This window comes from Streptomyces sp. NBC_00448, from assembly GCF_036014115.1.
Classification (GTDB): Bacteria; Actinomycetota; Actinomycetes; order Streptomycetales; family Streptomycetaceae; genus Actinacidiphila.
Window position 1 is genome coordinate 3,601,448 of record NZ_CP107913.1, and the last position, 20,218, is coordinate 3,621,665.

General features: G+C 72.1%; 22 protein-coding genes. 8 read left to right on the top strand and 14 right to left on the bottom strand.

Annotated elements, in window-relative coordinates:
* Positions 1 to 81 precede the first annotated feature (81 nt).
* The 7 genes from OG370_RS15220 to clpS form a co-directional block, all read right to left on the bottom strand.
* On the bottom strand, positions 82 to 1,032 hold the full coding sequence (locus OG370_RS15220) for a PLP-dependent cysteine synthase family protein (protein WP_328464529.1): 951 nt from the start codon (positions 1,030 to 1,032) through the stop codon (positions 82 to 84).
* Positions 1,032 to 1,358: a MoaD/ThiS family protein gene (locus OG370_RS15225; RefSeq protein ID WP_328464531.1), complete on the bottom strand. Its 327-nt coding sequence runs from the start codon at positions 1,356 to 1,358 to the stop codon at positions 1,032 to 1,034. Before OG370_RS15225 ends, OG370_RS15220 begins: the two co-directional genes overlap by 1 nt.
* Before the next feature lie 133 nt (positions 1,359 to 1,491).
* Positions 1,492 to 1,581 (bottom strand): putative leader peptide, encoded by a 90-nt coding sequence (locus OG370_RS15230; protein WP_328464533.1) that lies wholly within the window; start codon positions 1,579 to 1,581, stop codon positions 1,492 to 1,494.
* An 85-nt stretch (positions 1,582 to 1,666) separates the two neighbouring features.
* The gene (locus tag OG370_RS15235) at positions 1,667 to 2,077 is read right to left on the bottom strand and encodes a M67 family metallopeptidase (protein WP_328464535.1); all 411 of its coding nucleotides are present in this window, start codon (positions 2,075 to 2,077) and stop codon (positions 1,667 to 1,669) included.
* Positions 2,078 to 2,108: 31 nt separating this feature from the next.
* Positions 2,109 to 3,683, bottom strand: coding sequence for an amino acid permease (locus OG370_RS15240; RefSeq protein ID WP_328474119.1), 1,575 nt, complete (start codon positions 3,681 to 3,683; stop codon positions 2,109 to 2,111).
* Positions 3,684 to 3,769: 86 nt separating this feature from the next.
* Entirely contained in the window at positions 3,770 to 4,333 is a 564-nt protein-coding gene (locus OG370_RS15245) for a DUF2017 domain-containing protein (RefSeq protein WP_328464537.1), read from the bottom strand.
* Entirely contained in the window at positions 4,333 to 4,638 is a 306-nt protein-coding gene (gene clpS, locus OG370_RS15250) for an ATP-dependent Clp protease adapter ClpS (RefSeq protein WP_328464539.1), read from the bottom strand. The genes OG370_RS15245 and clpS overlap by 1 nt, the downstream gene beginning before the upstream one ends.
* 178 nt (positions 4,639 to 4,816) lie before the next feature.
* Here clpS and OG370_RS15255 point away from each other — a divergent pair, with 178 nt between their 5' ends.
* Together OG370_RS15255 and OG370_RS15260 are read left to right on the top strand one after the other, a co-directional pair.
* A complete protein-coding gene (locus OG370_RS15255) occupies positions 4,817 to 6,148 on the top strand; it encodes a nicotinate phosphoribosyltransferase (protein WP_328464541.1) in 1,332 nt (443 codons plus the stop codon).
* Between the two features lie 171 nt (positions 6,149 to 6,319).
* Positions 6,320 to 6,916 (top strand): isochorismatase family protein, encoded by a 597-nt coding sequence (locus tag OG370_RS15260; protein ID WP_328464543.1) that lies wholly within the window; start codon positions 6,320 to 6,322, stop codon positions 6,914 to 6,916.
* Here the strand turns inward: OG370_RS15260 and OG370_RS15265 are convergent.
* The gene (locus OG370_RS15265) at positions 6,900 to 7,214 is read right to left on the bottom strand and encodes a hypothetical protein (protein ID WP_328464545.1); all 315 of its coding nucleotides are present in this window, start codon (positions 7,212 to 7,214) and stop codon (positions 6,900 to 6,902) included. The two genes, OG370_RS15260 and OG370_RS15265, sit on opposite strands and share 17 nt — an antisense overlap.
* A 92-nt stretch (positions 7,215 to 7,306) precedes the next feature.
* The gene (locus OG370_RS15270) at positions 7,307 to 9,748 is read right to left on the bottom strand and encodes an immune inhibitor A domain-containing protein (RefSeq protein WP_328464547.1); all 2,442 of its coding nucleotides are present in this window, start codon (positions 9,746 to 9,748) and stop codon (positions 7,307 to 7,309) included.
* 290 nt (positions 9,749 to 10,038) lie between these two features.
* On the opposite strand from OG370_RS15270, the gene OG370_RS15275 reads away from it, so the two are divergent.
* The gene (locus tag OG370_RS15275) at positions 10,039 to 10,323 is read left to right on the top strand and encodes a hypothetical protein (protein WP_328464549.1); all 285 of its coding nucleotides are present in this window, start codon (positions 10,039 to 10,041) and stop codon (positions 10,321 to 10,323) included.
* A gap of 53 nt (positions 10,324 to 10,376) precedes the next feature.
* Here OG370_RS15275 and OG370_RS15280 read toward each other — a convergent pair whose 3' ends face one another.
* From OG370_RS15280 to OG370_RS15290, 3 genes are all read right to left on the bottom strand, one after another.
* Positions 10,377 to 10,850 (bottom strand): RDD family protein, encoded by a 474-nt coding sequence (locus OG370_RS15280; protein ID WP_328464551.1) that lies wholly within the window; start codon positions 10,848 to 10,850, stop codon positions 10,377 to 10,379.
* Between the two features lie 133 nt (positions 10,851 to 10,983).
* On the bottom strand, positions 10,984 to 11,658 hold the full coding sequence (locus OG370_RS15285) for an RDD family protein (RefSeq protein ID WP_328464553.1): 675 nt from the start codon (positions 11,656 to 11,658) through the stop codon (positions 10,984 to 10,986).
* 103 nt (positions 11,659 to 11,761) lie between these two features.
* The gene (locus tag OG370_RS15290; RefSeq protein WP_328464555.1) at positions 11,762 to 13,054 is read right to left on the bottom strand and encodes an RDD family protein; all 1,293 of its coding nucleotides are present in this window, start codon (positions 13,052 to 13,054) and stop codon (positions 11,762 to 11,764) included.
* A gap of 281 nt (positions 13,055 to 13,335) precedes the next feature.
* Between OG370_RS15290 and OG370_RS15295 the strand changes: the two genes are divergently transcribed.
* Positions 13,336 to 13,815 carry an SsgA family sporulation/cell division regulator gene (locus OG370_RS15295; RefSeq protein ID WP_328464557.1) on the top strand — a complete coding sequence of 160 codons (480 nt, stop codon included), beginning with the start codon at positions 13,336 to 13,338 and terminating at the stop codon, positions 13,813 to 13,815.
* Positions 13,816 to 14,010: 195 nt separating this feature from the next.
* Here OG370_RS15295 and OG370_RS15300 read toward each other — a convergent pair whose 3' ends face one another.
* On the bottom strand, positions 14,011 to 15,381 hold the full coding sequence (locus OG370_RS15300) for an FAD-binding oxidoreductase (RefSeq protein ID WP_328464559.1): 1,371 nt from the start codon (positions 15,379 to 15,381) through the stop codon (positions 14,011 to 14,013).
* Positions 15,382 to 15,549: 168 nt separating this feature from the next.
* Positions 15,550 to 16,674 carry a 4-hydroxyphenylpyruvate dioxygenase gene (gene hppD, locus OG370_RS15305; RefSeq protein ID WP_328464561.1) on the bottom strand — a complete coding sequence of 375 codons (1,125 nt, stop codon included), beginning with the start codon at positions 16,672 to 16,674 and terminating at the stop codon, positions 15,550 to 15,552.
* 124 nt (positions 16,675 to 16,798) lie between these two features.
* On the opposite strand from hppD, the gene OG370_RS15310 reads away from it, so the two are divergent.
* The 4 genes from OG370_RS15310 to OG370_RS15325 are packed head-to-tail and all read left to right on the top strand — an operon-like array spanning position 16,799 to position 20,216.
* Positions 16,799 to 17,269, top strand: a complete 471-nt coding sequence (locus OG370_RS15310; protein WP_328464563.1) for an Lrp/AsnC family transcriptional regulator — start codon at positions 16,799 to 16,801, stop codon at positions 17,267 to 17,269.
* Positions 17,270 to 17,309: 40 nt separating this feature from the next.
* Complete coding sequence (locus OG370_RS15315) at positions 17,310 to 17,957, top strand: ABC transporter permease (protein WP_328464565.1); 648 nt, start codon at positions 17,310 to 17,312, stop codon at positions 17,955 to 17,957.
* A gap of 40 nt (positions 17,958 to 17,997) precedes the next feature.
* Positions 17,998 to 19,275 carry a betaine/proline/choline family ABC transporter ATP-binding protein gene (locus tag OG370_RS15320; protein WP_328474121.1) on the top strand — a complete coding sequence of 426 codons (1,278 nt, stop codon included), beginning with the start codon at positions 17,998 to 18,000 and terminating at the stop codon, positions 19,273 to 19,275.
* The gene (locus tag OG370_RS15325; RefSeq protein WP_328464567.1) at positions 19,272 to 20,216 is read left to right on the top strand and encodes an ABC transporter permease; all 945 of its coding nucleotides are present in this window, start codon (positions 19,272 to 19,274) and stop codon (positions 20,214 to 20,216) included. Before OG370_RS15320 ends, OG370_RS15325 begins: the two co-directional genes overlap by 4 nt.
* Positions 20,217 to 20,218 lie beyond the last annotated feature (2 nt).

Below are 20,218 nucleotides of genomic sequence, written 5' to 3' on the forward strand. Positions count from 1 at the left end.
GCGGGGAGCGGGTCACCGTGCTAGGCGAACCGGGGCAGAACACGGGCAGCCGGGCGGCCGCGGGCCCGCTCGCCTGTGGGCTTACGCCCAGAGCTGGCCGTGCAGCGCGGCGACGGCCTCCTCCGTGGAGGCGGCGGTGTAGATGCCGGTGGACAGGTACTTCCAGCCGCCGTCGGCGACCACGAAGACGATGTCCGCCCGCTCGCCGGCCTGCTCGGCCTTGCGTGCCACGCCGAGTGCCGCGTGCAGCGCCGCGCCGGTGGAGACCCCGGCGAAGATGCCTTCCTCGGACAGGAGTTCACGGGTGCGGCGGACCGCGTCCTGCGAGCCGACCGAGAAGCGGGTGGTCAGCACCGACTCGTCGTACAGCTCGGGCACGAAGCCCTCGTCGAGGTTGCGCAGGCCGTAGACGACGTCGTCGTAGCGCGGCTCGGCGGCCACGATGGCGACGCCGGGCACCTTCTCCCGCAGGTAGCGGCCGACGCCCATCAGGGTGCCGGTGGTGCCCAGGCCCGCCACGAAGTGGGTGATGGTGGGCAGGTCGGCGAGGATCTCCGGGCCGGTGGTGGCATAGTGCGCGCCGGGGTTCGCCGCGTTTCCGTACTGGTAGAGCATCACCCAGTCGGGGTGCTCGGCGGCCAGTTCCTTCGCGACCCGCACCGCGGTGTTGGAGCCGCCGGCCGCGGGCGAGGAGATGATCTCCGCGCCCCACATGGCCAGCAGCTCGCGCCGCTCGGAGGAGGTGTTCTCCGGCATCACGCAGACGATCCGGTAGCCCTTGAGGCGGGCCGCCATCGCCAGCGAGATGCCGGTGTTGCCGGAGGTCGGCTCCAGGATGGTGCAGCCGGGGGTGAGCACGCCCTCCGCCTCGGCCCGCTCGATCATGTGCAGCGCCGGGCGGTCCTTGACCGAGCCGGTGGGGTTGCGGTCCTCCAGCTTCGCCCAGACGCTCACCTGCTCCGACGGCGACAGCCGGGGCAGGCGCACCAGCGGAGTGTTGCCGACCGCGGCCAGCGGGCTGTCGTACCGCATCAGCGTCGGCCGGCCGGCACGGCCGCGGTGTGCGCGGCCGGGTCGAGGGCGCCCGAGCCGCCGGCGACGGCGGGCAGGATCGTCACGCTGTCGCCGTCGGCGACCTTGGTGGCGATGCCGTCGAGGAAGCGGACGTCCTCGTCGTTGAGGTACACGTTCACGAAGCGGCGCAGCTCGCCGCCGTCCACGACGCGGTCGCGCAGACCCGCGTGGCGGGAGTCGAGGTCGGTGAACAGCTCGTCGAGCGTGGTCCCGGCACCCGGCACGGCCTTCTGGCCGTCGGTGTACGTGCGGAGGATGGTCGGGATGCGGACCTCGATGGCCATGACTGCGCTCCTGTGAGTACGGACGAAGCTGGGTGGGTGGCGCCGGTCTGGAGCCGGGGTGGTTCCGTGCGGGCCGTGCGGGTGCGGTGCCGGTACGGAGGCGAGCGGTGTGCCGCCCGGGCGGCGGGCGCGCTCAGGCGCGCGGACACGCCGCGCTGGTACGGCGGCACAGGTCGACGTGCAGCCGCGCCACGAGCAGCGCGCCGGGCGCCGTGTCGCTCATGAGTCGCTCACACCGAGGAGAACCATGGGGTCATCGTATCGATTCCCTTGCCCCGTCCGGCTGGTCCGTCCCAGTATCCGGAAGCTCACGACGTGGAAGGCACTACTTCGACCGGTTCTTCGGTGACCTGGCCGTCCACGATGCGGAACGAGCGGAACTGGAACTCCTCCGCGGTGGAGACCAGCACGTAGTGCGCGCCGGGCTCGTTGGCGTAGGAGATGTCGGTACGGGAGGGGTACGCCTCGGTGGCGGTGTGCGAGTGGTAGACGATCACCGGCTCCTCGTCGCGGTCGTCCATGTCGCGGTAGAGCCTGAGCAGGTCGGTGGAGTCGAACTCGTAGAACGTCGGCGAGCGGGCCGCGTTCAGCATCGGCACGAACCGCTCGGGGCGGCCGCTGCCCTCCGGCCCCGCCACGATCCCGCACGCCTCGTCGGGGTGGTCGGCGCGGGCGTGGGCCACGATCGCGTCGTACAGGTCCTGGGTGATGGTGAGCATGCGGGAAAAGTAACAGGGGCCGGCCCGGCCGCTACACCGCCGGGGTGCCCGGAAGTCCGCCGGACTCCCCCGCCGCCGGGTCCTCCGCGCTGCCCGCCGCCGGGTCCACCGCTGGGTCCGCCGCCGGGCCGCCGCCGGGCGCGCGGGCCGCGGCCGGCGGCGGCAGGTGCGGGCGGCGGGCGAACGCCGCCGGGTCGCGCCGCTTGAGCACCCGGTAGCCGGCGCCGAGCAGCGCCGCCCACAGCGGCACCCCGTACAGCGACACCCGGGCGTCGGAGTCGAGGCCGATCAGCACCACGACCAGGGCGAGGAAGGCCAGTGCGCACCAGCTGGCGGCCGCTCCCCCGGGGGCGGTGAACCACGCGGGTGCGGCCTGCCCGGCGCGTACGGCGGCGCGGTAGCGGATGTGCGCGGCCAGGATCACCGCCCAGGTCCACACCGCGGCCACCGTGGCGAACGCGGTGATGTAGGTGAACGCGCCTTTGGGGTCCACGTAGTTGATCCACACCCCGATGCCCATCACGGCCACCGAGGCGAGCGTGCCGAGCGCCGGGGTGCGGCGGGCGGTGAGCCGGTCGAAGGCGCGCGGGCCCTGCCCGTTGGCGGCCAGGTCACGCAGCATGCGGCCGGTGGAGTACATGCCGGAGTTGCAGGACGACAGCGCGGCGGTGAGCACCACGAAGTTGACCACGCCGGCGCCGAACGGGATGCCGATCTTCGCGAAGGCGGCCACGAAGGGGCTGACCCCCGGCTGGAACTCCGTCCACGGCACCACGCACAGGATCACCGTGAGCGCGCCGACGTAGAACAGCACGATCCGCCACGGCAGCGTGTTGATCGCCTTGGGCAGGGTCCTGCGCGGGTCGCGGGCCTCGCCCGCGGTGACCCCGACGAGCTCGACCGCGAGGTAGGCGAACATCACCATCTGCAAGGTCAGCAGCGAGTGGCCGACCCCGTTGGGGAAGAAGCCGCCGTCCCGCCACAGGTGGCCGACCGACGCGGTGTGCCCGGCGGCGGAGACCCCGAGGGTGAGCACGCCGACGCCGATCAGGATCATCCCGAGGATCGCGGTGACCTTGACCGTCGACAGCCAGAACTCGATCTCGCCGAAGAGCCGCACCGACACCAGGTTGGCGGTGGCCAGCAGCAGCAGGAACACCAGCGCGGCGGTCCACTGCGGCACCCCCGGCCACCAGTAGTTGACGTAGGTGGCCGCGGCGGTGACCTCGGCCATGCCGGTGACCACCCACATCAGCCAGTACGTCCAGCCGGTGACGTAGCCGGTGAACGGGCCGAGGAACTCCCGGGCGTAGTCGGCGAAGGAGCCGGAGACCGGGCGGTAGGTGAGCAGTTCGCCGAGCGCGCGCATGATGCAGAAGACGACGGCGCCGGCGACGGCGTACATCAGCAGCAGGCTGGGGCCGGCCCGGTGGATCGCGCTGCCGGCGCCCAGGAACAGGCCGGTGCCGATGGCGCCGCCGATCGCGATCATCTGGATCTGCCGGCTGCCCAGCCCGCGGGTGTAGCCCTCCTCGCGGGTCGCCGGGCCGCCGCCCGGCCCGCCCTCCGGGCCGTCCGACACGGGCCGCACGCGCGTTTCGTCCACCATGGGCGGATACGTACCCCGCGGCGGTGTCCGCGCGGCGGGGTGGGACCGCCGCCGGTCCGCACGTCACCGGAAAGGGCGAAGGGTCAGCGCAGCAGCGTCTCGACCAGGCTCTCCTGCAGGCCGCCGAGCCACAGGTACGCCATGACCAGCGGCTTGCGGGGGTCGCCGTCCGGCAGGTGGTACAGCTCGTCGGCCTCGTCCTCGGTGACGCCGAGCCGGGTCCCTATGGTCAGCCGCAGGTCGTTGAGGGTGCCGAGCCACTGCCGGGCCTGGTCCTCGGTGAGCTTGAGCACCGGGCCGCCGGCGTCGAGCACGCGGATCATCGCCAGCGCGTCCTCGCGCTTGCGGGCCCGCAGGTCGTTCTCGGTGAAGCGGCGGAACTCCGAGGCGTCCTCGGTCTCCTCGTACGCGTCGGGGAAGAGCCGGGCCAGCGCCGGGTCGTCCGGCGGCTTGGTGGGGCCCTCGGCGAAGAGCTGCGCGAGCGGGTCGTCGTCGGCGTCGGCCGGCTGGTCGCCCGGCCCGACCAGTTCCAGCAGCTGGACGGCGAGGCTGCGCAGGATCGAGATCTCCACCTCGTCCAGCGTGATGGTGGCGCCGCCGCCGCGGACCGGCTCGAAGGAGCCGGCACGGCCCCGTCGGCGCGCCATCAGCGGTCCTGCGACAGCGTCGCCCACAGGCCGTAGCCGTGCATCGCCTGCACGTCCCGCTCCATCTCCTCGCGCGTGCCGCTGGAGACCACGGCCCGGCCCTTGTAGTGGACGTCCTTCATCAGCTTGGTGGCCTTGCCCTTCGAGTACCCGAAGTACGTCTGGAAGACATACGTCACGTAGCTCATGAGGTTGACGGGGTCGTTGTGCACGAGGGTCACCCAGGGCACGTCCGGTTCGGGGACCACCGAAGGGGCCTCGCTGGACTCGGTGCGCTCGATCTCGGCAGGTGCGACGCTGCACATCGGGGTCCCCCCGGCCGGAGGCTGGGGGAGCGTCCTCGCAGGGACGGTCAGAGACGGGTGGGCACTCACAGGTTCCATGCTGCCGCTCCGTGGGGTCGTCGCACAAATGGGCGTGTGAGGGGGCACACACCCCGCGACATCTCGTCAGTTTGACGAAATGCGGGGTAGCATCGTCGCCATGAGCACAGCAGACCTGGCACTGCCGGTGGACGTGCCGTCCACCGCGCTGTTCACCGACCGGTACGAGTTCACCATGCTCCAGGCGGCCCTCAGCAGCGGCGCCGCCCACCGCCGGTCGGTCTTCGAGGCGTTCACCCGGCGACTGCCGGAGGGGCGGCGCTACGGCGTCGTGGCCGGCACCGGCCGGGTGCTGGACGCGGTGGAGAACTTCCGCTTCGACGCACCCGTGCTGGAGTTCCTCGAACGGGAGAAGGTGGTGGACGCGGCGACCCTGAAGTGGCTGGCCGACTACCGCTTCACCGGCGACATCTGGGGCTACCCCGAGGGCGAGGTGTACTTCCCCGGCTCGCCGATCCTGCGGGTGGAGGGCAGCTTCGCCGAGGCGGTGCTGCTGGAGACGGTGATCCTGTCGATCCTCAACCACGACTCGGCGATCGCCGCGGCGGCCTCCCGGATGGCGGTGGCGGCCGGCGGGCGGCCGCTGATGGAGATGGGCGCCCGGCGCACCCACGAACTGGCCGCGGTGGCCGCCTCGCGGGCCGCCTACGTCGGCGGGTTCCGCTCCTCCTCCAACCTCGCTGCGGGCTTCCGCTACGGCCTGCCCACCATCGGCACCAGCGCGCACGCCTTCACACTGCTGCACGACACCGAGCGGGACGCCTTCACCGCCCAGGTCGAATCCCTCGGCCGCTCCACCACGCTGCTGGTCGACACCTACGACCTGACCGAGGCGGTGCGCACCGCCGTGGAGGTGGCCGGGCCCGAGCTGGGCGCGGTGCGGATCGACTCCGGGGACCTGCTGCTGCTCGCCCACCGGGTGCGGCAGCAACTGGACGACCTCGGCGCGAAGGACACCCGGATCGTGGTCACCTCCGACCTCGACGAGTACGCCATCGCGTCGCTGGCCGCGGCCCCCGTGGACGCGTACGGGGTCGGCACGTCGCTGGTGACCGGCAGCGGGCAGCCCACCTGCGCCATGGTCTACAAACTGGTCGCCCGCGCGTCGGTGCCGGACCGGGCCGACGCGCCGCTCACGCCGGTCGCCAAGAAGGCGCTCGGCGGGAAGACGAGCGTCGGCGGCCGGAAGTGGGCCGCCCGGCGGCTGGACGCCGACGGGGTCGCCGAGGCGGAGGTGATCGGCAGCGGGCCGGTCCCCGCGGAGCTGGCGGACCGGCAGTTGCTGGTCCCGCTGGTGCGGGACGGCAAGGTGGTGGGGCGCGAGCCGCTCGACGCGGCCCGCACCCGGCACATCGCCGCCCGCGCGGGGCTTCCGCTGTCGGCGACGCAGTTGTCGCGGGGCGAGCCGGTGCTTCCCACGGAGACCCTGTAGTACCTCGCCCACCCGCCCCACCTCGCCCCCTTCCCGGGGCCGGGGCACCGTTGCGGAAGACGTGCACCGATCAGGGGCGCGGGTCTTCCGCGGCAGGCGCCCCGGGCCTGGTTGGTACGGGGCTTCCGCAATAGGCTCGGTAACCCGGACCGGAGACACCTCGGAGAGACCATGCACCGCGCACTGATCGTCGTCGACGTGCAGAACGACTTCTGCGAGGGCGGCAGCCTCGCGGTGCGGGGAGGCGCGGACGTGGCCGCGGCGGTCACGGACCTGATCGGCCAGTCCGCCGGGACGTACCGGCACGTCGTGGCGACCAGGGACCACCATGTGGACCCGGGCGGCCACTTCTCGGACCACCCGGACTTCGTGACGTCGTGGCCGCCGCACTGCGTCGCGGGCACCGAGGGCGTCGGGTTCCACCCGAACTTCGCGCCGGCGGTGGCGTCGGGCGCGGTGGACGCCGTGTTCGACAAGGGCTCCTACGCGGCGGCGTACAGCGGCTTCGAGGGCCGGAACGAGAACGGCGCCGCCCTGGCCGAGTGGCTGCGCGAGCGGGAGGTCACCGAGGTGGACGTGGTGGGGATCGCCACCGACCACTGTGTACGGGCCACCGCGCTGGACTCGGCCCGGGAGGGCTTCAGGACGCGGGTGCTGCTGGACCTGACCGCGGGGGTGGCCGCGGACACCACCCGGCAGGCGCTCGTCCAGCTGGGCGAGGCCGGCGTGGAGCTGCGCGGCGAGCCGGCGGCTACGGGCGGGGCGTGACCCGGTTCAGCGCGGAGATGGGGTGCCAGGGGTCGCCGCCCCGGGCCCGGTACTCGCGCCAGACCAGGCCGTCCGGGTGATGGAGTACCGCGGAGACCTCGTCGGGGGTGGGCGGCTCGGCGTTGCCGGACAGCCGCGCGCCGCGAAAGCCCAGGTTGCTGAGGCGGGTCAGGGCGCGCTGGCGGTTCAGGGCGTGCACGACCACCCGCACGGTCAGCTCGGGACACGCCGGGTGCGGCAGGCCGAGCGCCACCACGACCGTGCCGCCCGGGAGCTTGATGAAACCTCCGACCGCCATGTGCACATCTTGTGCGCATCGGCCGCCGCCCACCAGGGGACGACGGCCGAACGTCGCATCAGTGCAGGTCAGACCGGCGAATGTGACGCATGTTACCGGTGCGACGGGCCGACCTGGACCGTCATGGTGCTCCCGTCGAGCGCCTGGCTGAGGATGGTCAGCCGGGTGTTGGTGTCGGGGACCTTGACGCTGCCGTACGGGTTGTTCGCGTACCAGTACGTTCCGTAGTGGTCGTCGAAGGCCGGGCTGCCGAGCTTCGCCGGGATGCGCTTGGCGACGCCGTCGTTGTGCAGGGTGAACCCGGCGGACGGGTACCAGCTAAACGCCGAGTCGTACGCCTGGACCCGGTTGCGGATGACCGTGCCGTCGGTGAACGTCTCCGGCTTGGCGTGCGCGTCGACCGGCAGGATCTCACCGCTGCCGGGGTGCGCGCCGACGTTGTTGTCGGGCTGCGAGGTGTCCCACAGCCACACCAGCAGGCCGGTCTGGTACGGGTAGTGCTCGACCCAGTCGGGCCGGGTGCTGGTCCAGCCGAAGTTGTACGGGCCGGTCTTCAGCGTGCTGTCGTACGAGGTGTACTGCCGGTTCTCGGCGACGTAGTACTCCGGGTAGTCCTTGCTGAAGGACGCGCCGATCCGGGAGAACCCGTCGGCGCTCCAGCCGTTGTCGTCGGTCTCGGCGCCGTCGGAGAGCAGCGTCTTGCCGTCGGCGGTGATGGTGATCGCGTCGGCCGCGAAGCCCTGCTGGGCGACGCCGCCGTCGGTGGCGTAGCGGAAGCGGAGCTGGATCTGCCGGCCCGCGTAGGCGTCGAGCGGGAAGGACAGGTCCTCGTACGCGCCGGAGGTGCCGGTCAGGGCCGGCCGGTCGCCGCCGTCGCGCGGGACGGCCTTGCCGTTCGCGGTGCCGTCGAGCGCGGTCCAGTTCGCGCCGCCGTCGGTGGAGACCTCGGTGTAGAGGAAGTCGTAGTTCTGCTCGATGTCCCACCAGCCCTTGAGGTCGAGCGAGGCGCTGGACGCGCCGGTGAGGTCGACGGTGCGGGTCAGGGTGTTGGACAGGTCGTCGCCCATGCCGCTCCACCACTGCTTGTCGCCCTCCGCGGGCGTGGTGATGGTGGTGGTGACGGACTTGTCGGGGAGCTGGACCACCAGCGCCTGCTTGTCCTTGGTGTTGTACTCGGCGACTCCCAGCTTGGTGGTGGAGCGGGTGGCGGCCTTGGCGGTGCCGTAGTTCAGCCAGCCGAGCTGGAGCTTGTCCCAGGCGCTCATGTCGTCGGGCAGGTCGCCGATCGCGTCCTTCCCGGTGCCCATCCAGGAACCGGAGGACATCAGCGTCCAGAACGCGGTGTTGTTCTCGCCGACGTACGAGGTGTCGTACTCGTCGGGCAGGCCGAGGTCGTGGCCGTACTCGTGGGCGAAGACGCCCAGCCCGCCGTTCTCCGGCTGGAGGGTGTAGTCGCCGACCCAGATGCCGGTGTCGCCGATCTCGGTGCCGCCGGCCTTGTTCCCGGTGGGCCCGGACTTCCCGGCGTCGCTGCCGTAGGCGTACCAGCGGTGCGCCCACAGCGCGTCGGTGCCCTGCACGCCGCCGCCGGCCGACTGGTCCTCACCGGCGTGCACGATCTGGAAGTGGTCGATGTAGCCGTCCGGCTCGTTGAAGTTCCCGTCGCCGTCGTAGTCGTAGCGGTCCCACTGGTCGTACGCCGCCAGGTCGGTCTTGATCTGCGCGTCGGTGCGGCCCTGCGCCTTCTGGTCGGCGACGTAGGCGGTGGTGGCGTCGCGGATCAGGTCCCAGGCGTTGGAGCAGATCGTGGAGCCGCACCAGTCGGAGCCGTAACGGGCCTCGTTGTAGGGGACCTTGACCCAGTCGGTGACCTCGCCGTCGACCGAGTAGCGGCCGGAGGACTGCTTCTCGTAGTACTTCGCCAGCGACTCCTTGTCCTTGTCGTGCGAGAAGTACAGGTCCTGGAAGTGCTGCTGGTTGTAGTCCGCCTGCCAGGCGGTGCTGTTGTCCTGCGAACGGTCAGGCTGGGCGATGGTGTTGTGCGCCGGCCCGGGGTCGCCGCCGTACTTGGTGGTGGGCGGCTCGGGTCCGTCCGGGCCGTCCGGGTCGTAGGTGGTGGTGTCGTCCACCTGGTCGCCGAAGTCCACCAGGATGGTGAAGATCTTGTCGGTCTTCTCCCGGCCCAGCTCGACGTACTTGCTCTGCTTGCCCTTGCCGTGGCCGAGTTGGACCACCTGGGAGCCGTCGCGCTGCTGGACGGTGGCGTCGCCGGAGACGACCTGCTGGAGGGCGGCGGAGTGCTCGGCCGCCTGCTGCTTGCTGAACGGACCCGGCAGGTCGTGTGGTTCGCTCTGCGCGGGGTCGTGGCCGGCCGCCGGAGTCGCGGGGCTGCTGCTGTGGCCCGGGGTCGCCGCGGCCGCCCCGGTGGCGACCGCGGGGACACCGAGCACGGCTATCGCGACTGCCAGGGCGGCGCTTTGGCTGATCCAGTGCTGTCTTTTCAAGATCCTTGACCTCCCCTTGGGAAAGGCCATTGCACCGGAGCGGCGGGGGAAAAGACAGATCTTGACTTGAGCATGACGGCCGGTTAGGTTGGCCGATTCCCGGTGTCCACCATCCGCTGACCGGACGTCACCGCACCAACGGCCACCCGGTGCACATGCGTTGAGGCATCGGTCACACGTGCGACCCCGTGCGCCCCCCTGTGCTCCGCACCGTCGGTAAGGTAATGCTTACCCAGGGGCGGGCCTGGGCATTCCGAACCGTAGAGCCACCCCCCGTCAGCATGCCCCCGCATCGACGTACTCCGAGGACGGTTCCCCTCATGCCACGTCCTACGAACGCGCAAGTCGCCTACGGTTCCACGACCGTCGTCCTGTTCACCCTCGCGGTCCTCCTGCTCGCGGACGTGCGCTCCGCCGGCGCGGTGGTCGCCGTCGCCGCGCTCGGGCTGCTGCTCGGCCTGCTGGTCGGCGCCGCGCTGAGCCCGGGCGGACGCAGGTCCGCCGCCATGGCCGCGCCCGCGGTGCCGGCGGCGGTGCCGCGGGCCCGGGTGAGCGGTTCGGTGCAGAGCGCCGAGGCGCGGGTGGGCGAGCACTCACTCCAGTAGGCGCTGTCGCTCCGACGTCCCGGGGCACAGGCACGCCCGGGACATGCTTCACGTCACAAGGCGGCCACGACCACGGTCTTGGCCGCCTTGTCGTGCAGGCACTGCCGGAAGGGCCGGTCCCAGGTGCACCACAGCGAGTTGACGAACCAGAAGAACGGGCCGATCAGGATCGCGCTCAGCACCGCGGGCAGGACGTAGACCGCGGCGCGCAGCCAGCCGGCCGGGCCGGGCACCCCGCCGTCGACCAGTCGGGCCGCGCGGATGCGCAGCGCCATCTTGCCGACGGTCTGGCCGCGGGCGGCGGTCATCGCGCCCTCGATCACGAAGTACAGCAGGTAGGCGACGACCGCGACCAGCGCGCGCTTGCCGAGCGCCCCGTCGGTGCCGTGCCGGATGTCGTCGCCCATCGCGGCCAAGGAGACCAGGACCACCACGGCGAGGAGGATCACCGTGTCGATCAACCGTGCGAGGAACCGCTGACCCAAGGTGGCCAGCGGCGCCATGCCCTCGGGGTGTTCTGCCGTCATGACCCTGAGTAAACCAGCCGTTCGGGTGACGGCACACCCCCCGGGTTGACGGGTTCTGTCCGTTCAGGGACCACCTGCCGGTGGGTGGTTGCTCGCGCCCCGAGGAGGGCAGCTCCTTCCGCGGGAAGGAGCGTCAGGGTGCCGTCTGGACGACCACCGTCTTCGCCGCCTTGTCGTGGATGCCCTGCTTGTAGGGGCGGTCGACGAGGACGGTCGCGCCGATGACGAGGAACCACACGCAGGAGCAGCAGAACGCGGGCACCCAGAGGATGGCCGCGCGGACCGCGGCGGCGTTGGAGGTGGGCACGCTGCCGTTCTCGAGCATGGCGGTCCGCAGCCGCATCATCTTCTTGCCGACGGTCTGCCCGGTCGCACGGGTCATCAGGAACTCGTAGACGAACCCGAACCCGGCGGTGAAGATCCCGCCGACCGCGGAGCGGCCCGTGCTGAAGTGGCTGTCCTGGACCCCGACGGCGGCCCAGTCCAGCAGGAACGCGGGGATGAGCACGATGATGATGTCGATGATCCGCGCCAGCACCCGCTTGCCTGCCTCGGCGAGCGGCGGCATCCCGGCGAGCGGGTCGGGGCCACCCGGACCGCCCGAGTACGGGTTCTGGCCGTAGGGGTTCTGCTCGTACGGGTTCTGGCCGAAGCCGCCCTGACCGCCCTGACCGCCCTGGCCGCCGGGCGGCGGGGCACCGTACGGACCGCCGCCGTACGGGCTGCCGGGCGGGGGCTGGTTCGGCGGGGGCTGGCCGCCTGACGGTTTGTCGTAGGGTGAGCCGCCGCCTGGCTGATCGCTACTCATGTCCCGAGTCAAACCCGCACGGTGCGTCACCGCCCGTGGGCGGCAGCCGATCGGAGTACGGCGCCGGGCGGGCTCACGGCGCCGGGCGCGCGGCCCGGGACGGTTACCCGCGGGCCACGAACGTGCGGGCCGCCTTGTCGTGCCAGCACTGCTTCCACGGCCGGTCGAACAGGCACCAGGCCACCCCCGCCACGCCGACCACCAGCAGGTTCAGCACGGTCCGCAGCAGCCAGCGGCGCACGCTCGCGCCGAGGGCGGGCGGGAGTTGCGCCTCGATGTCCAGCACCCGCAGGCCGACCAGCCGCTTGCCGAGGGTCCGTCCCCACCTGGCGGTGGGCAGCACTTCGAGCAGCACCCCGGCGACGAGGAACGTGGCCAGTACGACGCCGAGTTGGACCCCGGTAGTGCCGTCGATCAGCCAGACCTTGACCGTCTCCCCGGTCAGCCGGGCCTGGTCCACCTTGTCCTTGGCGTGGTGATAGGCGGCGGTGCCCAGCGGCACCGCGGCGACCCCGGTCACCGCGGCCAGCACCACCGCGTCCACCAGCCGCGCCAGGAACCGGCGGACCAGGCCGCCGGGCCGGTCCTGGCCCTGCGAGACGCCGAACGGGTCGCTGGCCGGCGGTCGCCACGGCACGACCCCGCCCTCGCCGCGGGCCAGGTCCTGCACCTGCGCGGCCCACGGCGGGGACGCCTGCGCGGCGGCCTCGGGCGCGGGCGCGGGTGCCGGCACCAGGGGCGACGGCTGCGGCGCGGGCCGAGGTTGCTGCGGGGGCTGCGGCTGGAGCGGCGGCTGCTGACCGGCCGGGGCGGAACCCGCGGCGGGCAGCGACTGGCGCTCCTGCGGCCGCGGCAGCGCGGACTGCGGCGCGCGGTCGGCGGCCGGGGCGGGGCCGGGCGCGGGGGCCGGAGCCGGGGACTGCGGCTGGGGCTGGGCCGGGGTCTGGGGCTGGGCCGGGGCTCCCCAGGAGATCGGGGGCAGTTGCGGTTCCGGCCGGGCCTGCGGCGCGGGCCAGGACGGCGCCGGGTCCTGGGCGAGGTGCGCCCGCGGGTCGGGCGCCGGCCGCCACTGCTCGGGCGGTGCCGGCACCTGCTCCTGGCCGGCGGTGGGCCAGTGGTCGGCGGTGGGCGCGGAGGGGTCCTCGTCGAGGAACATCGGGCCGGACTCGTCGAGCGCGGGCGCACCGCTCGCCGCGGCCCGGCCGGGAGGGGCCTCGTCCACCGGCGCGGGACGGCTGGTGCCCGGCACCCACGCGGAGCCGTCCCAGTAGCGGATGTAGTGCGGGATCGAGGGGTCCGGGTAGTACCCCGGCACCGGGGCGCCGGACCCACCCGCGGAAGCGGACGGCTGGGAGGACGCCGACGAACCTGAGGAGCCAGAAGTGGGTGCGCTCATGGTCACAGTTCCGTATCTGCTCGGCCGCGGGGTGGTGTGACGTCCACATCTACCAGAATGGCCGACCCGGCGTGTCCACCGTGCCGCGCACTCCGCTCGCTGACGTCTCGTGCACACGTCATTACCCCGATGCGCCGTCGTGCGCTCCGGGTTCAGGAAATCTGAACCGAATCGGGGAAACCCGCGTAATGGTTGAGGAGGCACGCGCTCTCTTCCAGGTGCGGGCCCCGTTGCGACACCCGCCCCCGGGGCCACCGCGCCAAGGAAAGGACGTCGGACTCATGCAGAACGTGGTGGAACGCGAACTCGAGATGCAGCTCGTACTCTCACCGGAACGAAGCATTCCGGTGCCGGCCCGGCTCGCCTACCGTACGGACGACCCGTACGCGGTGCACATCACCTTCCACGTCGGCTCCGACGCGCCCGTCAACTGGACGTTCGCGCGCGAGCTGATCGTGGAGGGGGTGTTCCGGCCGTGCGGGCACGGCGATGTGCGGATCTGGCCGACCAAGGTCAACGGGCGCAGCGTGCTGTGCATGGCGCTCAGCTCGCCCGACGGCGACGCGCTGCTGGAGGCGCCGTCGTCGCCGGTGGCCGCCTGGCTGGAGCGCACCCTGCGGGTGGTCCCGCCGGGCAGCGAGCACGAACAGCTCGGCATGGACGACGGGTTGAGCCGGCTGCTCGCCCCCGCGGCCGGGGACGAGCTGTGGCTGCGCGACCCGTGGTCGGACTCCGACGACACCCCGGACGCCAGTGCCTAGGCCGTGTTTTGGAAGTCCCGCCTGGCCCGTGGCGCCTGGCACACACGCTCGCTTCGTTGTCGGGTTTGTCCGAGTAGGCCCACTACGAGGACAACTCTCCGCCTTGCGATCGCACGCACCAGACGCCACGGGCCCCGCCCTTTGGGCGGACGGCGCTACTTCCAAAACACGGCCCAGTGCCGTGGCCGGGCGCGGTCAGAGCACCTTGCCGGGGTTGAGCAGCCCGAGCGGGTCGAAGACCGCCTTGACGCCGCGCTGCAACTCCGCCCCCACCGGGCCCAGTTCGCGGGCGAGCCAGTCCTTCTTCAGCAGGCCCACGCCGTGCTCGCCGGTGATGGTGCCGCCCAGCGACAGGCCGAGGGCCATGATCGCCTCGAAGGACTCGTGGGCCCGGCGGGTCTGGTCGGGGTCCTGCGCGTCGAAGCAGACGATGGGGTGGGTGTTGCCGTCGCCGGCGTGCGCGCACACCCCGATGGTCAGCTCGAACTTCGCGGCGATCGCGGCCACTCCGTCGAGCATGTCGGCGAGCTTCGCGCGCGGCACGCACACGTCGTCGATCATCGAGGCGGTGGAGATCCGCTCCAGCGCGGGCAGCGCCAGCCGGCGGGCCTCCAGCAGCATCTCCGACTCGGCGGGGTCGTCGGCCGGCACCACCTCGGTGGCGCCCGCCGCCGTGCACAGTTCGGCGAGCGCGGCGAGGTCCGCGGCCGGGTCGGCGGAGTCGTACCCGGCGAGCAGGAGCGCCTCGGTGCTCTCCGGCAGGCCCATCCGCGCCATGTCGTTGACCGCGCGGATGGTGGTGGCGTCCATCAGTTCCAGCAGCGAGGGGGCGTGGCCGCTCTCCATGACCGCGCACACCGCGGCGCCGGCCGCCGCGGCCGACGGGAACTCCGCGACCAGGGTGAGCTGCGGGCGCGGGGCGGGCTTCAGCGCGAGCACCGCCTTGACCACCACGCCGAGGGTGCCCTCGGAACCGACGAAGAGCCGGGTCAGGTCGTAGCCGGCGACGCCCTTCGCGGTGCGCCGGCCGGTGCTCAGCAGCCGCCCGTCGGCGAGCACGACGTCGAGGCCGAGGACGTACTCCGCGGTCACGCCGTACTTCACGCAGCACAGGCCGCCGGCGCCGGTGCCGATGTTGCCGCCGATCGTGCACTGCTCCCAGCTCGACGGGTCCGGCGGGTAGGACAGGCCCTGCTCCGCGACCGCGCGGGACAGCACCGCGTTGACGACGCCGGGTTCCACGACGGCGATCCGCTCGACCGGGTCGATCTCCAGGATGCGGTCCATCGCGGTCAGCGACAGCACGATGCAGCCGTCCACGGCGTTGGCGCCGCCGGACAGGCCCGTGCGGGCGCCTTGCGGTACCACCGGGACGCGGAACTTCGTGGCCGTCCGCATCACGTGCTGGACCTCTTCCACGGACCTGGGGCGCACCACGAAGTCCGGGGTGCCCACGTCCGAGAAGCTCGCCATGTCGTGGGCGTACGACGCCACCACGTCCGGATCTGTGAGTATCGCTTCCGCGGGCAGCCCCGCCGCCAGCTCGGCTTTTACGTCGTCGCGCATGCCGTCAGCGTGTCATACGGCTCCGCCGTTGTGGAGTGCGGTCCACTCCCGATCCGCAGGCCGGTGACCTGCTGGTCGCGCAGTTCCTCCCCCAGAGGGGGTGCCCCCAGCGACCAGCCACCGACAGGTGGTCCCGAGACGGGGTCCGGGGGCACCCCGGTGGGTTCGTCAGAGGTTGCCCCTGCGTTCCTGCTCGCGCTCGATCGCTTCGAAGAGCGCCTTGAAGTTGCCCTTCCCGAAGCCCATGGAGCCGTGCCGCTCGATCATCTCGAAGAAGACGGTCGGCCGGTCCTGCACCGGCTTCGTGAAGATCTGCAGCAGGTAGCCGTCCTCGTCGCGGTCGGCGAGCAGCTTGAGTTCGCGCAGCTCGTCGAGCGGGACGCGGGTCTCGCCGACCCACTCCCCGAGGGTGTCGTAGTAGGAGTCGGGGGTGTCGAGGAACTCGACGCCCGCGGCGCGCATGGCGCGGACGGACGCGACGATGTCGTTGGTGGCCAGCGCGATGTGCTGGACGCCCGGCCCGCCGTAGAACTCCAGGTACTCGTCGATCTGGGACTTCTTCTTGCCCGCGGCCGGCTCGTTGAGCGGGAACTTGACCTTGCGGGAGCCGTCGGCGACCACCTTGGACATCAGGGCGGAGTACTCGGTGGCGATGTCGTCGCCGACGAACTCCTTCATGTTGGTGAAGCCCATGACGTTGTTGTAGAAGGCGACCCACTCGTTCATCCGGCCGAGTTCGACGTTGCCGACGCAGTGGTCGACGGCCTGGAAGAAGCGGCGGGCGGGCGGCTCGACGATGGGCTCGGCGGCCTGGTACCCGGGCAGGTAGGGGCCGTCGTAGCCGGTGCGGTCGACCAGGGTGTGCCGGGTCTCGCCGTAGGTGGCGATGGTGGCGAGCACGACGGTGCCGTGGTCGTCCTTCAGCTCGTACGGCTCGGTGACGCCGGTGGCGCCGTGCGCGACCGCGTAGGCGTACGCGGCGCGGGCGTCGGGCACCTCGATGGCGAGGTCGAACACGCCGTCGCCGTGCGCGGCCACGTGGTCGGCGAGGAAGCGGCCGTGGTCGGTGACCGGCTTGATCACCGAGGTGAGGACGAAGCGGGCGCCGCCCGACTCCAGGACGTACGAGGCGGTCTCGCGGCTGCCGTTCTCGGGGCCGGAGTAGGCCACCTTGCGCATGCCGAACGCGGTGGAGTAGTAGTGCGCGGCCTGCTTCGCGTTGCCCACCGCGAAGACGACGGCGTCCATGCCCTTGACGGGGAAAGCATCCGGGGTCCCAGTGAGTGCAGTCATGGGAAAAGCGTCCCGCCGCCCTTCAGAGTGCGCAATAGTTCCGGTTTTCGCTGGACAGAGTGTTCAGCGGTGGTCAGGCTCGTATCGTCAATCTGTACAGGATGACCATGGAAGGCGGGCGGGGATGGGGATCGACGCGCTGGACGGGCGGCTGATCACACTGCTGGACCGGGAGCCGCGGATCGGCGTGCTGGAGGCGTCGCGGCGGCTGGGCGTGGCGCGCGGCACCGTGCAGGCGAGGCTCGACCGGCTGCGGGCCAATGGAGTGATCCGCGGCTTCGGACCGCAGGTGGACCCGGCGGCGCTCGGCTACCCGGTGACGGCGTTCGCCACGTTGGAGATCCGGCAGGGCCAAGGCGCGGACGTGCGCGCGCATTTGGCCGGGGTGCCGGAAGTGCTGGAGCTGCACACCACGACCGGCGAGGGCGACATGCTCTGCCGGCTGGTGGCCCGGTCGAACGCCGATCTCCAGCGGGTGATCGATCGGGTTGTCGGCTTTGATGGCATTGTCCGGGCCGCCACGGCGATCGTCATGGAGAACCCGGTGCCGCTGCGGATCATCCCGCTGGTGGAGCAGGCCGCGCGGGACACCTGACGAGCCGCGCGGGACGCGAGGCGACGGGAGGAGGCCGGCGGTGAGCTTCTGGCAGTTCCTGTCCACCCGGCACCAGCAGCTCCTCGTCGACGCCTACCAGCACGCCAGCGCGGTCTTCCAGTGCATGGTGATCGCCACCGTGATCGGCGTGCTGATCGGGGTGCTCACCTACCGCACCGAGTGGGCCGGCAACCTCGCGATCACCACGACCGCGGCGATCCTCACCGTCCCCTCCCTGGCGCTGATCGGTCTGCTGATCCCGATCCTCGGCCTGGGCGTCCCGCCGACGGTGACGTCCCTGGTGCTGTACGGGCTGCTGCCGATCGTGCGCAACTCGATCGTGGGCCTGCGCGGGGTGGACGCCTCGCTGGTGGAGGCCGCCCGCGGCATCGGCATGTCCCGGCTGGCGCGGCTGGTGCGGGTGGAACTGCCGCTGGCCTGGCCGCCGATCCTCACCGGTATCAGGGTCTCCACGCAGATGCTGATGGGCATCGCCGCGATCGCCGCGTACGCCTCGGGGCCGGGCCTGGGCAACGAGATCTTCACCGGCATCGCGTCGCTGGGCAGCGCCAACGCGCTCAACGAGGTGCTGGCGGGCACCCTCGGCATCATCGTTTTGGCGCTGGCCTTCGACGCGGTCTACGTCCTGATCGGCCGACTGACCATCCCGAGGGGGATTCGTGGCTGAGGCAGCGGAGCCGGCACGGGCGAAGGACGGCGGCGGGGCCCTGGAGGGCGCCGGGGCGCTCGGCGGCGGAGAAGCACCCGGCGGCGGACTGGCGTCGGGCGCCCCGATCGTGCTGGAGAACCTGACCAAGCGCTATCCGGGCAACCCGCGGCCCGCCGTGGAGAGCGTGAGCATGGAGATCAAGGCCGGCGAGACGGTGATCCTGGTCGGGCCGTCCGGGTGCGGCAAGTCCACCACGCTGAAGATGATCAACCGGCTGATCGAGCCGTCGTCCGGGCGGATCAGGATCGGCGACGAGGACGTCACCGGGATCGACCCGGTGAAGCTGCGCCGCAAGGTCGGCTACGCGATCCAGTCCTCCGGGCTCTTCCCGCACATGACGGTCGCGGAGAACATCGCGCTGGTGCCGAAGATGGTCGGGTGGGGCAAGAGCAGGGTGCGGGACCGGGTGGAGGAGATGCTCGACCTGGTCGGCCTGGACCCGCGGGAGTTCCATGGCCGCTACCCGCGGCAGCTGTCCGGCGGCCAGCAGCAACGGGTCGGCGTGGCGCGGGCGCTGGCCGCCGACCCGCCGGTGCTGCTGATGGACGAGCCGTTCGGCGCGGTGGACCCGATCACCCGCGACCACCTCCAGGACGAGCTGATCCGGCTCCAGCACGAGCTGCACAAGACCATCGTCTTCGTCACGCACGACTTCGACGAGGCGATCAAGCTGGGCGACCGGATCGCGGTGCTGCGCGAGCGCTCGCACATCGCGCAGTTCGACACCCCGGAGGCGATCCTCACCAACCCGGCCGACGAGTTCGTCTCCGGCTTCGTGGGCGCGGGCGCGGCACTGAAGCGGCTGAACCTGACCCGGGTGCGGGACGTGGAGATCGCCGACTTCGCCGCGGTGACCGTGGACGAGCCGCTGCAGTCCATCTTCGACCGGCTGCGCACCAGCCAGCACAACGAACTGCTGCTGCTGGACCACCGCGGGCGGCCGTACAAGTGGCTGCGGCGCGGCGACCTGATGCGGGCCCGGGGCTCGCTGGCCCGCTCCGGCACCCTGGTGACGCACACGGTGACCCGGGACGCGACGCTGCGGGACGCGCTGGAGGCGGTGCTCACCGACAGCGGCGGGCGGGTCGCGGTGACCGGGCGGCGCGGCGAGTACATCGGGGTGGTGGACATGGAGACCCTGATGAACTCGGTGCACGAGATGCTGGAGGCGGACCGGCTGACCGCGATGGAGCACCGGCACGACCTGGAGGAGGTCAGGGCGCGGCAGGAGCAGGGCGGCCAGTCGCCGGGCCCGGACGCGGAGCCGCCGTCATGACCGGGGTCCGGCCCGGCGGGCAGAGCGGGCCCGGCGGGGGCGTCGGGCGCGGCGGGTCGAGCCGCTGGGACGAGGCGCGCGGGGCCGCCGGGCTCGCGCCGCACGGCACGGACGCGGACGCCGACACCGGCATCGACGGAGCCGGGGGCGACGGCGGGGAGGGCACAGACGGCGGCGCAGGCGGGCGGTCGCGCCGGCCCGCCCGCAAGGTGACCTGGCGGATGCTGGTGTTCCGCCCGGCCGTCCTGGTGATCGCGCTGGTCGCCACCTACCTGTGGATCACCAACATCCACCTGGACGCGATCGAGCACAACTCGCTCGACAACGGCAACGTGCAACTGCGGCTGTGGCAGCACATCCGGCTCACCGCGATCTCCACCTTCTGGGTGCTGCTGATCGCGATCCCGCTGGGCATCGCGCTGACCCGGCGCCGACTGCGGCCGGTCGCACCGGTGTTCACCGCGCTGGCCAACATCGGCCAGGCCACCCCGGCGATCGGGCTGCTGGCGCTGCTGGTGATCTGGCTGGGCATCGGCGCGCGGACCGCGATCATCGGCATCGTCGCCTACGCGGTGCTGCCGGTGCTGTCGAACACGGTCGCCGGGCTGCGGGCGATCGACCCGACGATGGTGGAGGCCGCCCGCGGCATCGGGATGTCGGCGCCGGGGGTACTGGCCCGGGTCGAACTGCCGCTGGCGGTACCGCTGATCCTGGCCGGGGTGCGCACCGCGCTGGTGCTCAACGTCGGCACCGCGACGCTGGCCACCTTCGGGGGCGGCGGCGGGCTCGGCGACCTGATCACGTCGGGGATCGTCAACCAGCGCATGCCGGTGCTGATCCTCGGCTCGATCCTGACGGTGGCGCTGGCGCTGTTCGTGGACTGGCTCGCCGCGATCGCGGAGGCGCTGCTGCGGCCGCGCGGGCTGGGGGCGGAGGCGTGAGG

Coding starts and splice junctions, on each gene's coding strand:
- OG370_RS15220 (WP_328464529.1), bottom strand. CDS start 1,032: ATGCGGTACGACAGCCCGCTGGCCGCGGTCGGCAACACTCCGCTGGTG.
- OG370_RS15225 (WP_328464531.1), bottom strand. CDS start 1,358: ATGGCCATCGAGGTCCGCATCCCGACCATCCTCCGCACGTACACCGAC.
- OG370_RS15230 (WP_328464533.1), bottom strand. CDS start 1,581: ATGAGCGACACGGCGCCCGGCGCGCTGCTCGTGGCGCGGCTGCACGTC.
- OG370_RS15235 (WP_328464535.1), bottom strand. CDS start 2,077: ATGCTCACCATCACCCAGGACCTGTACGACGCGATCGTGGCCCACGCC.
- OG370_RS15245 (WP_328464537.1), bottom strand. CDS start 4,333: ATGGCGCGCCGACGGGGCCGTGCCGGCTCCTTCGAGCCGGTCCGCGGC.
- clpS (WP_328464539.1), bottom strand. CDS start 4,638: ATGTGCAGCGTCGCACCTGCCGAGATCGAGCGCACCGAGTCCAGCGAG.
- OG370_RS15255 (WP_328464541.1), top strand. CDS start 4,817: ATGAGCACAGCAGACCTGGCACTGCCGGTGGACGTGCCGTCCACCGCG.
- OG370_RS15260 (WP_328464543.1), top strand. CDS start 6,320: ATGCACCGCGCACTGATCGTCGTCGACGTGCAGAACGACTTCTGCGAG.
- OG370_RS15265 (WP_328464545.1), bottom strand. CDS start 7,214: ATGGCGGTCGGAGGTTTCATCAAGCTCCCGGGCGGCACGGTCGTGGTG.
- OG370_RS15270 (WP_328464547.1), bottom strand. CDS start 9,748: ATGGCCTTTCCCAAGGGGAGGTCAAGGATCTTGAAAAGACAGCACTGG.
- OG370_RS15275 (WP_328464549.1), top strand. CDS start 10,039: ATGCCACGTCCTACGAACGCGCAAGTCGCCTACGGTTCCACGACCGTC.
- OG370_RS15280 (WP_328464551.1), bottom strand. CDS start 10,850: ATGACGGCAGAACACCCCGAGGGCATGGCGCCGCTGGCCACCTTGGGT.
- OG370_RS15285 (WP_328464553.1), bottom strand. CDS start 11,658: ATGAGTAGCGATCAGCCAGGCGGCGGCTCACCCTACGACAAACCGTCA.
- OG370_RS15290 (WP_328464555.1), bottom strand. CDS start 13,054: ATGAGCGCACCCACTTCTGGCTCCTCAGGTTCGTCGGCGTCCTCCCAG.
- OG370_RS15295 (WP_328464557.1), top strand. CDS start 13,336: ATGCAGAACGTGGTGGAACGCGAACTCGAGATGCAGCTCGTACTCTCA.
- OG370_RS15300 (WP_328464559.1), bottom strand. CDS start 15,381: ATGCGCGACGACGTAAAAGCCGAGCTGGCGGCGGGGCTGCCCGCGGAA.
- hppD (WP_328464561.1), bottom strand. CDS start 16,674: ATGACTGCACTCACTGGGACCCCGGATGCTTTCCCCGTCAAGGGCATG.
- OG370_RS15310 (WP_328464563.1), top strand. CDS start 16,799: ATGGGGATCGACGCGCTGGACGGGCGGCTGATCACACTGCTGGACCGG.
- OG370_RS15325 (WP_328464567.1), top strand. CDS start 19,272: ATGACCGGGGTCCGGCCCGGCGGGCAGAGCGGGCCCGGCGGGGGCGTC.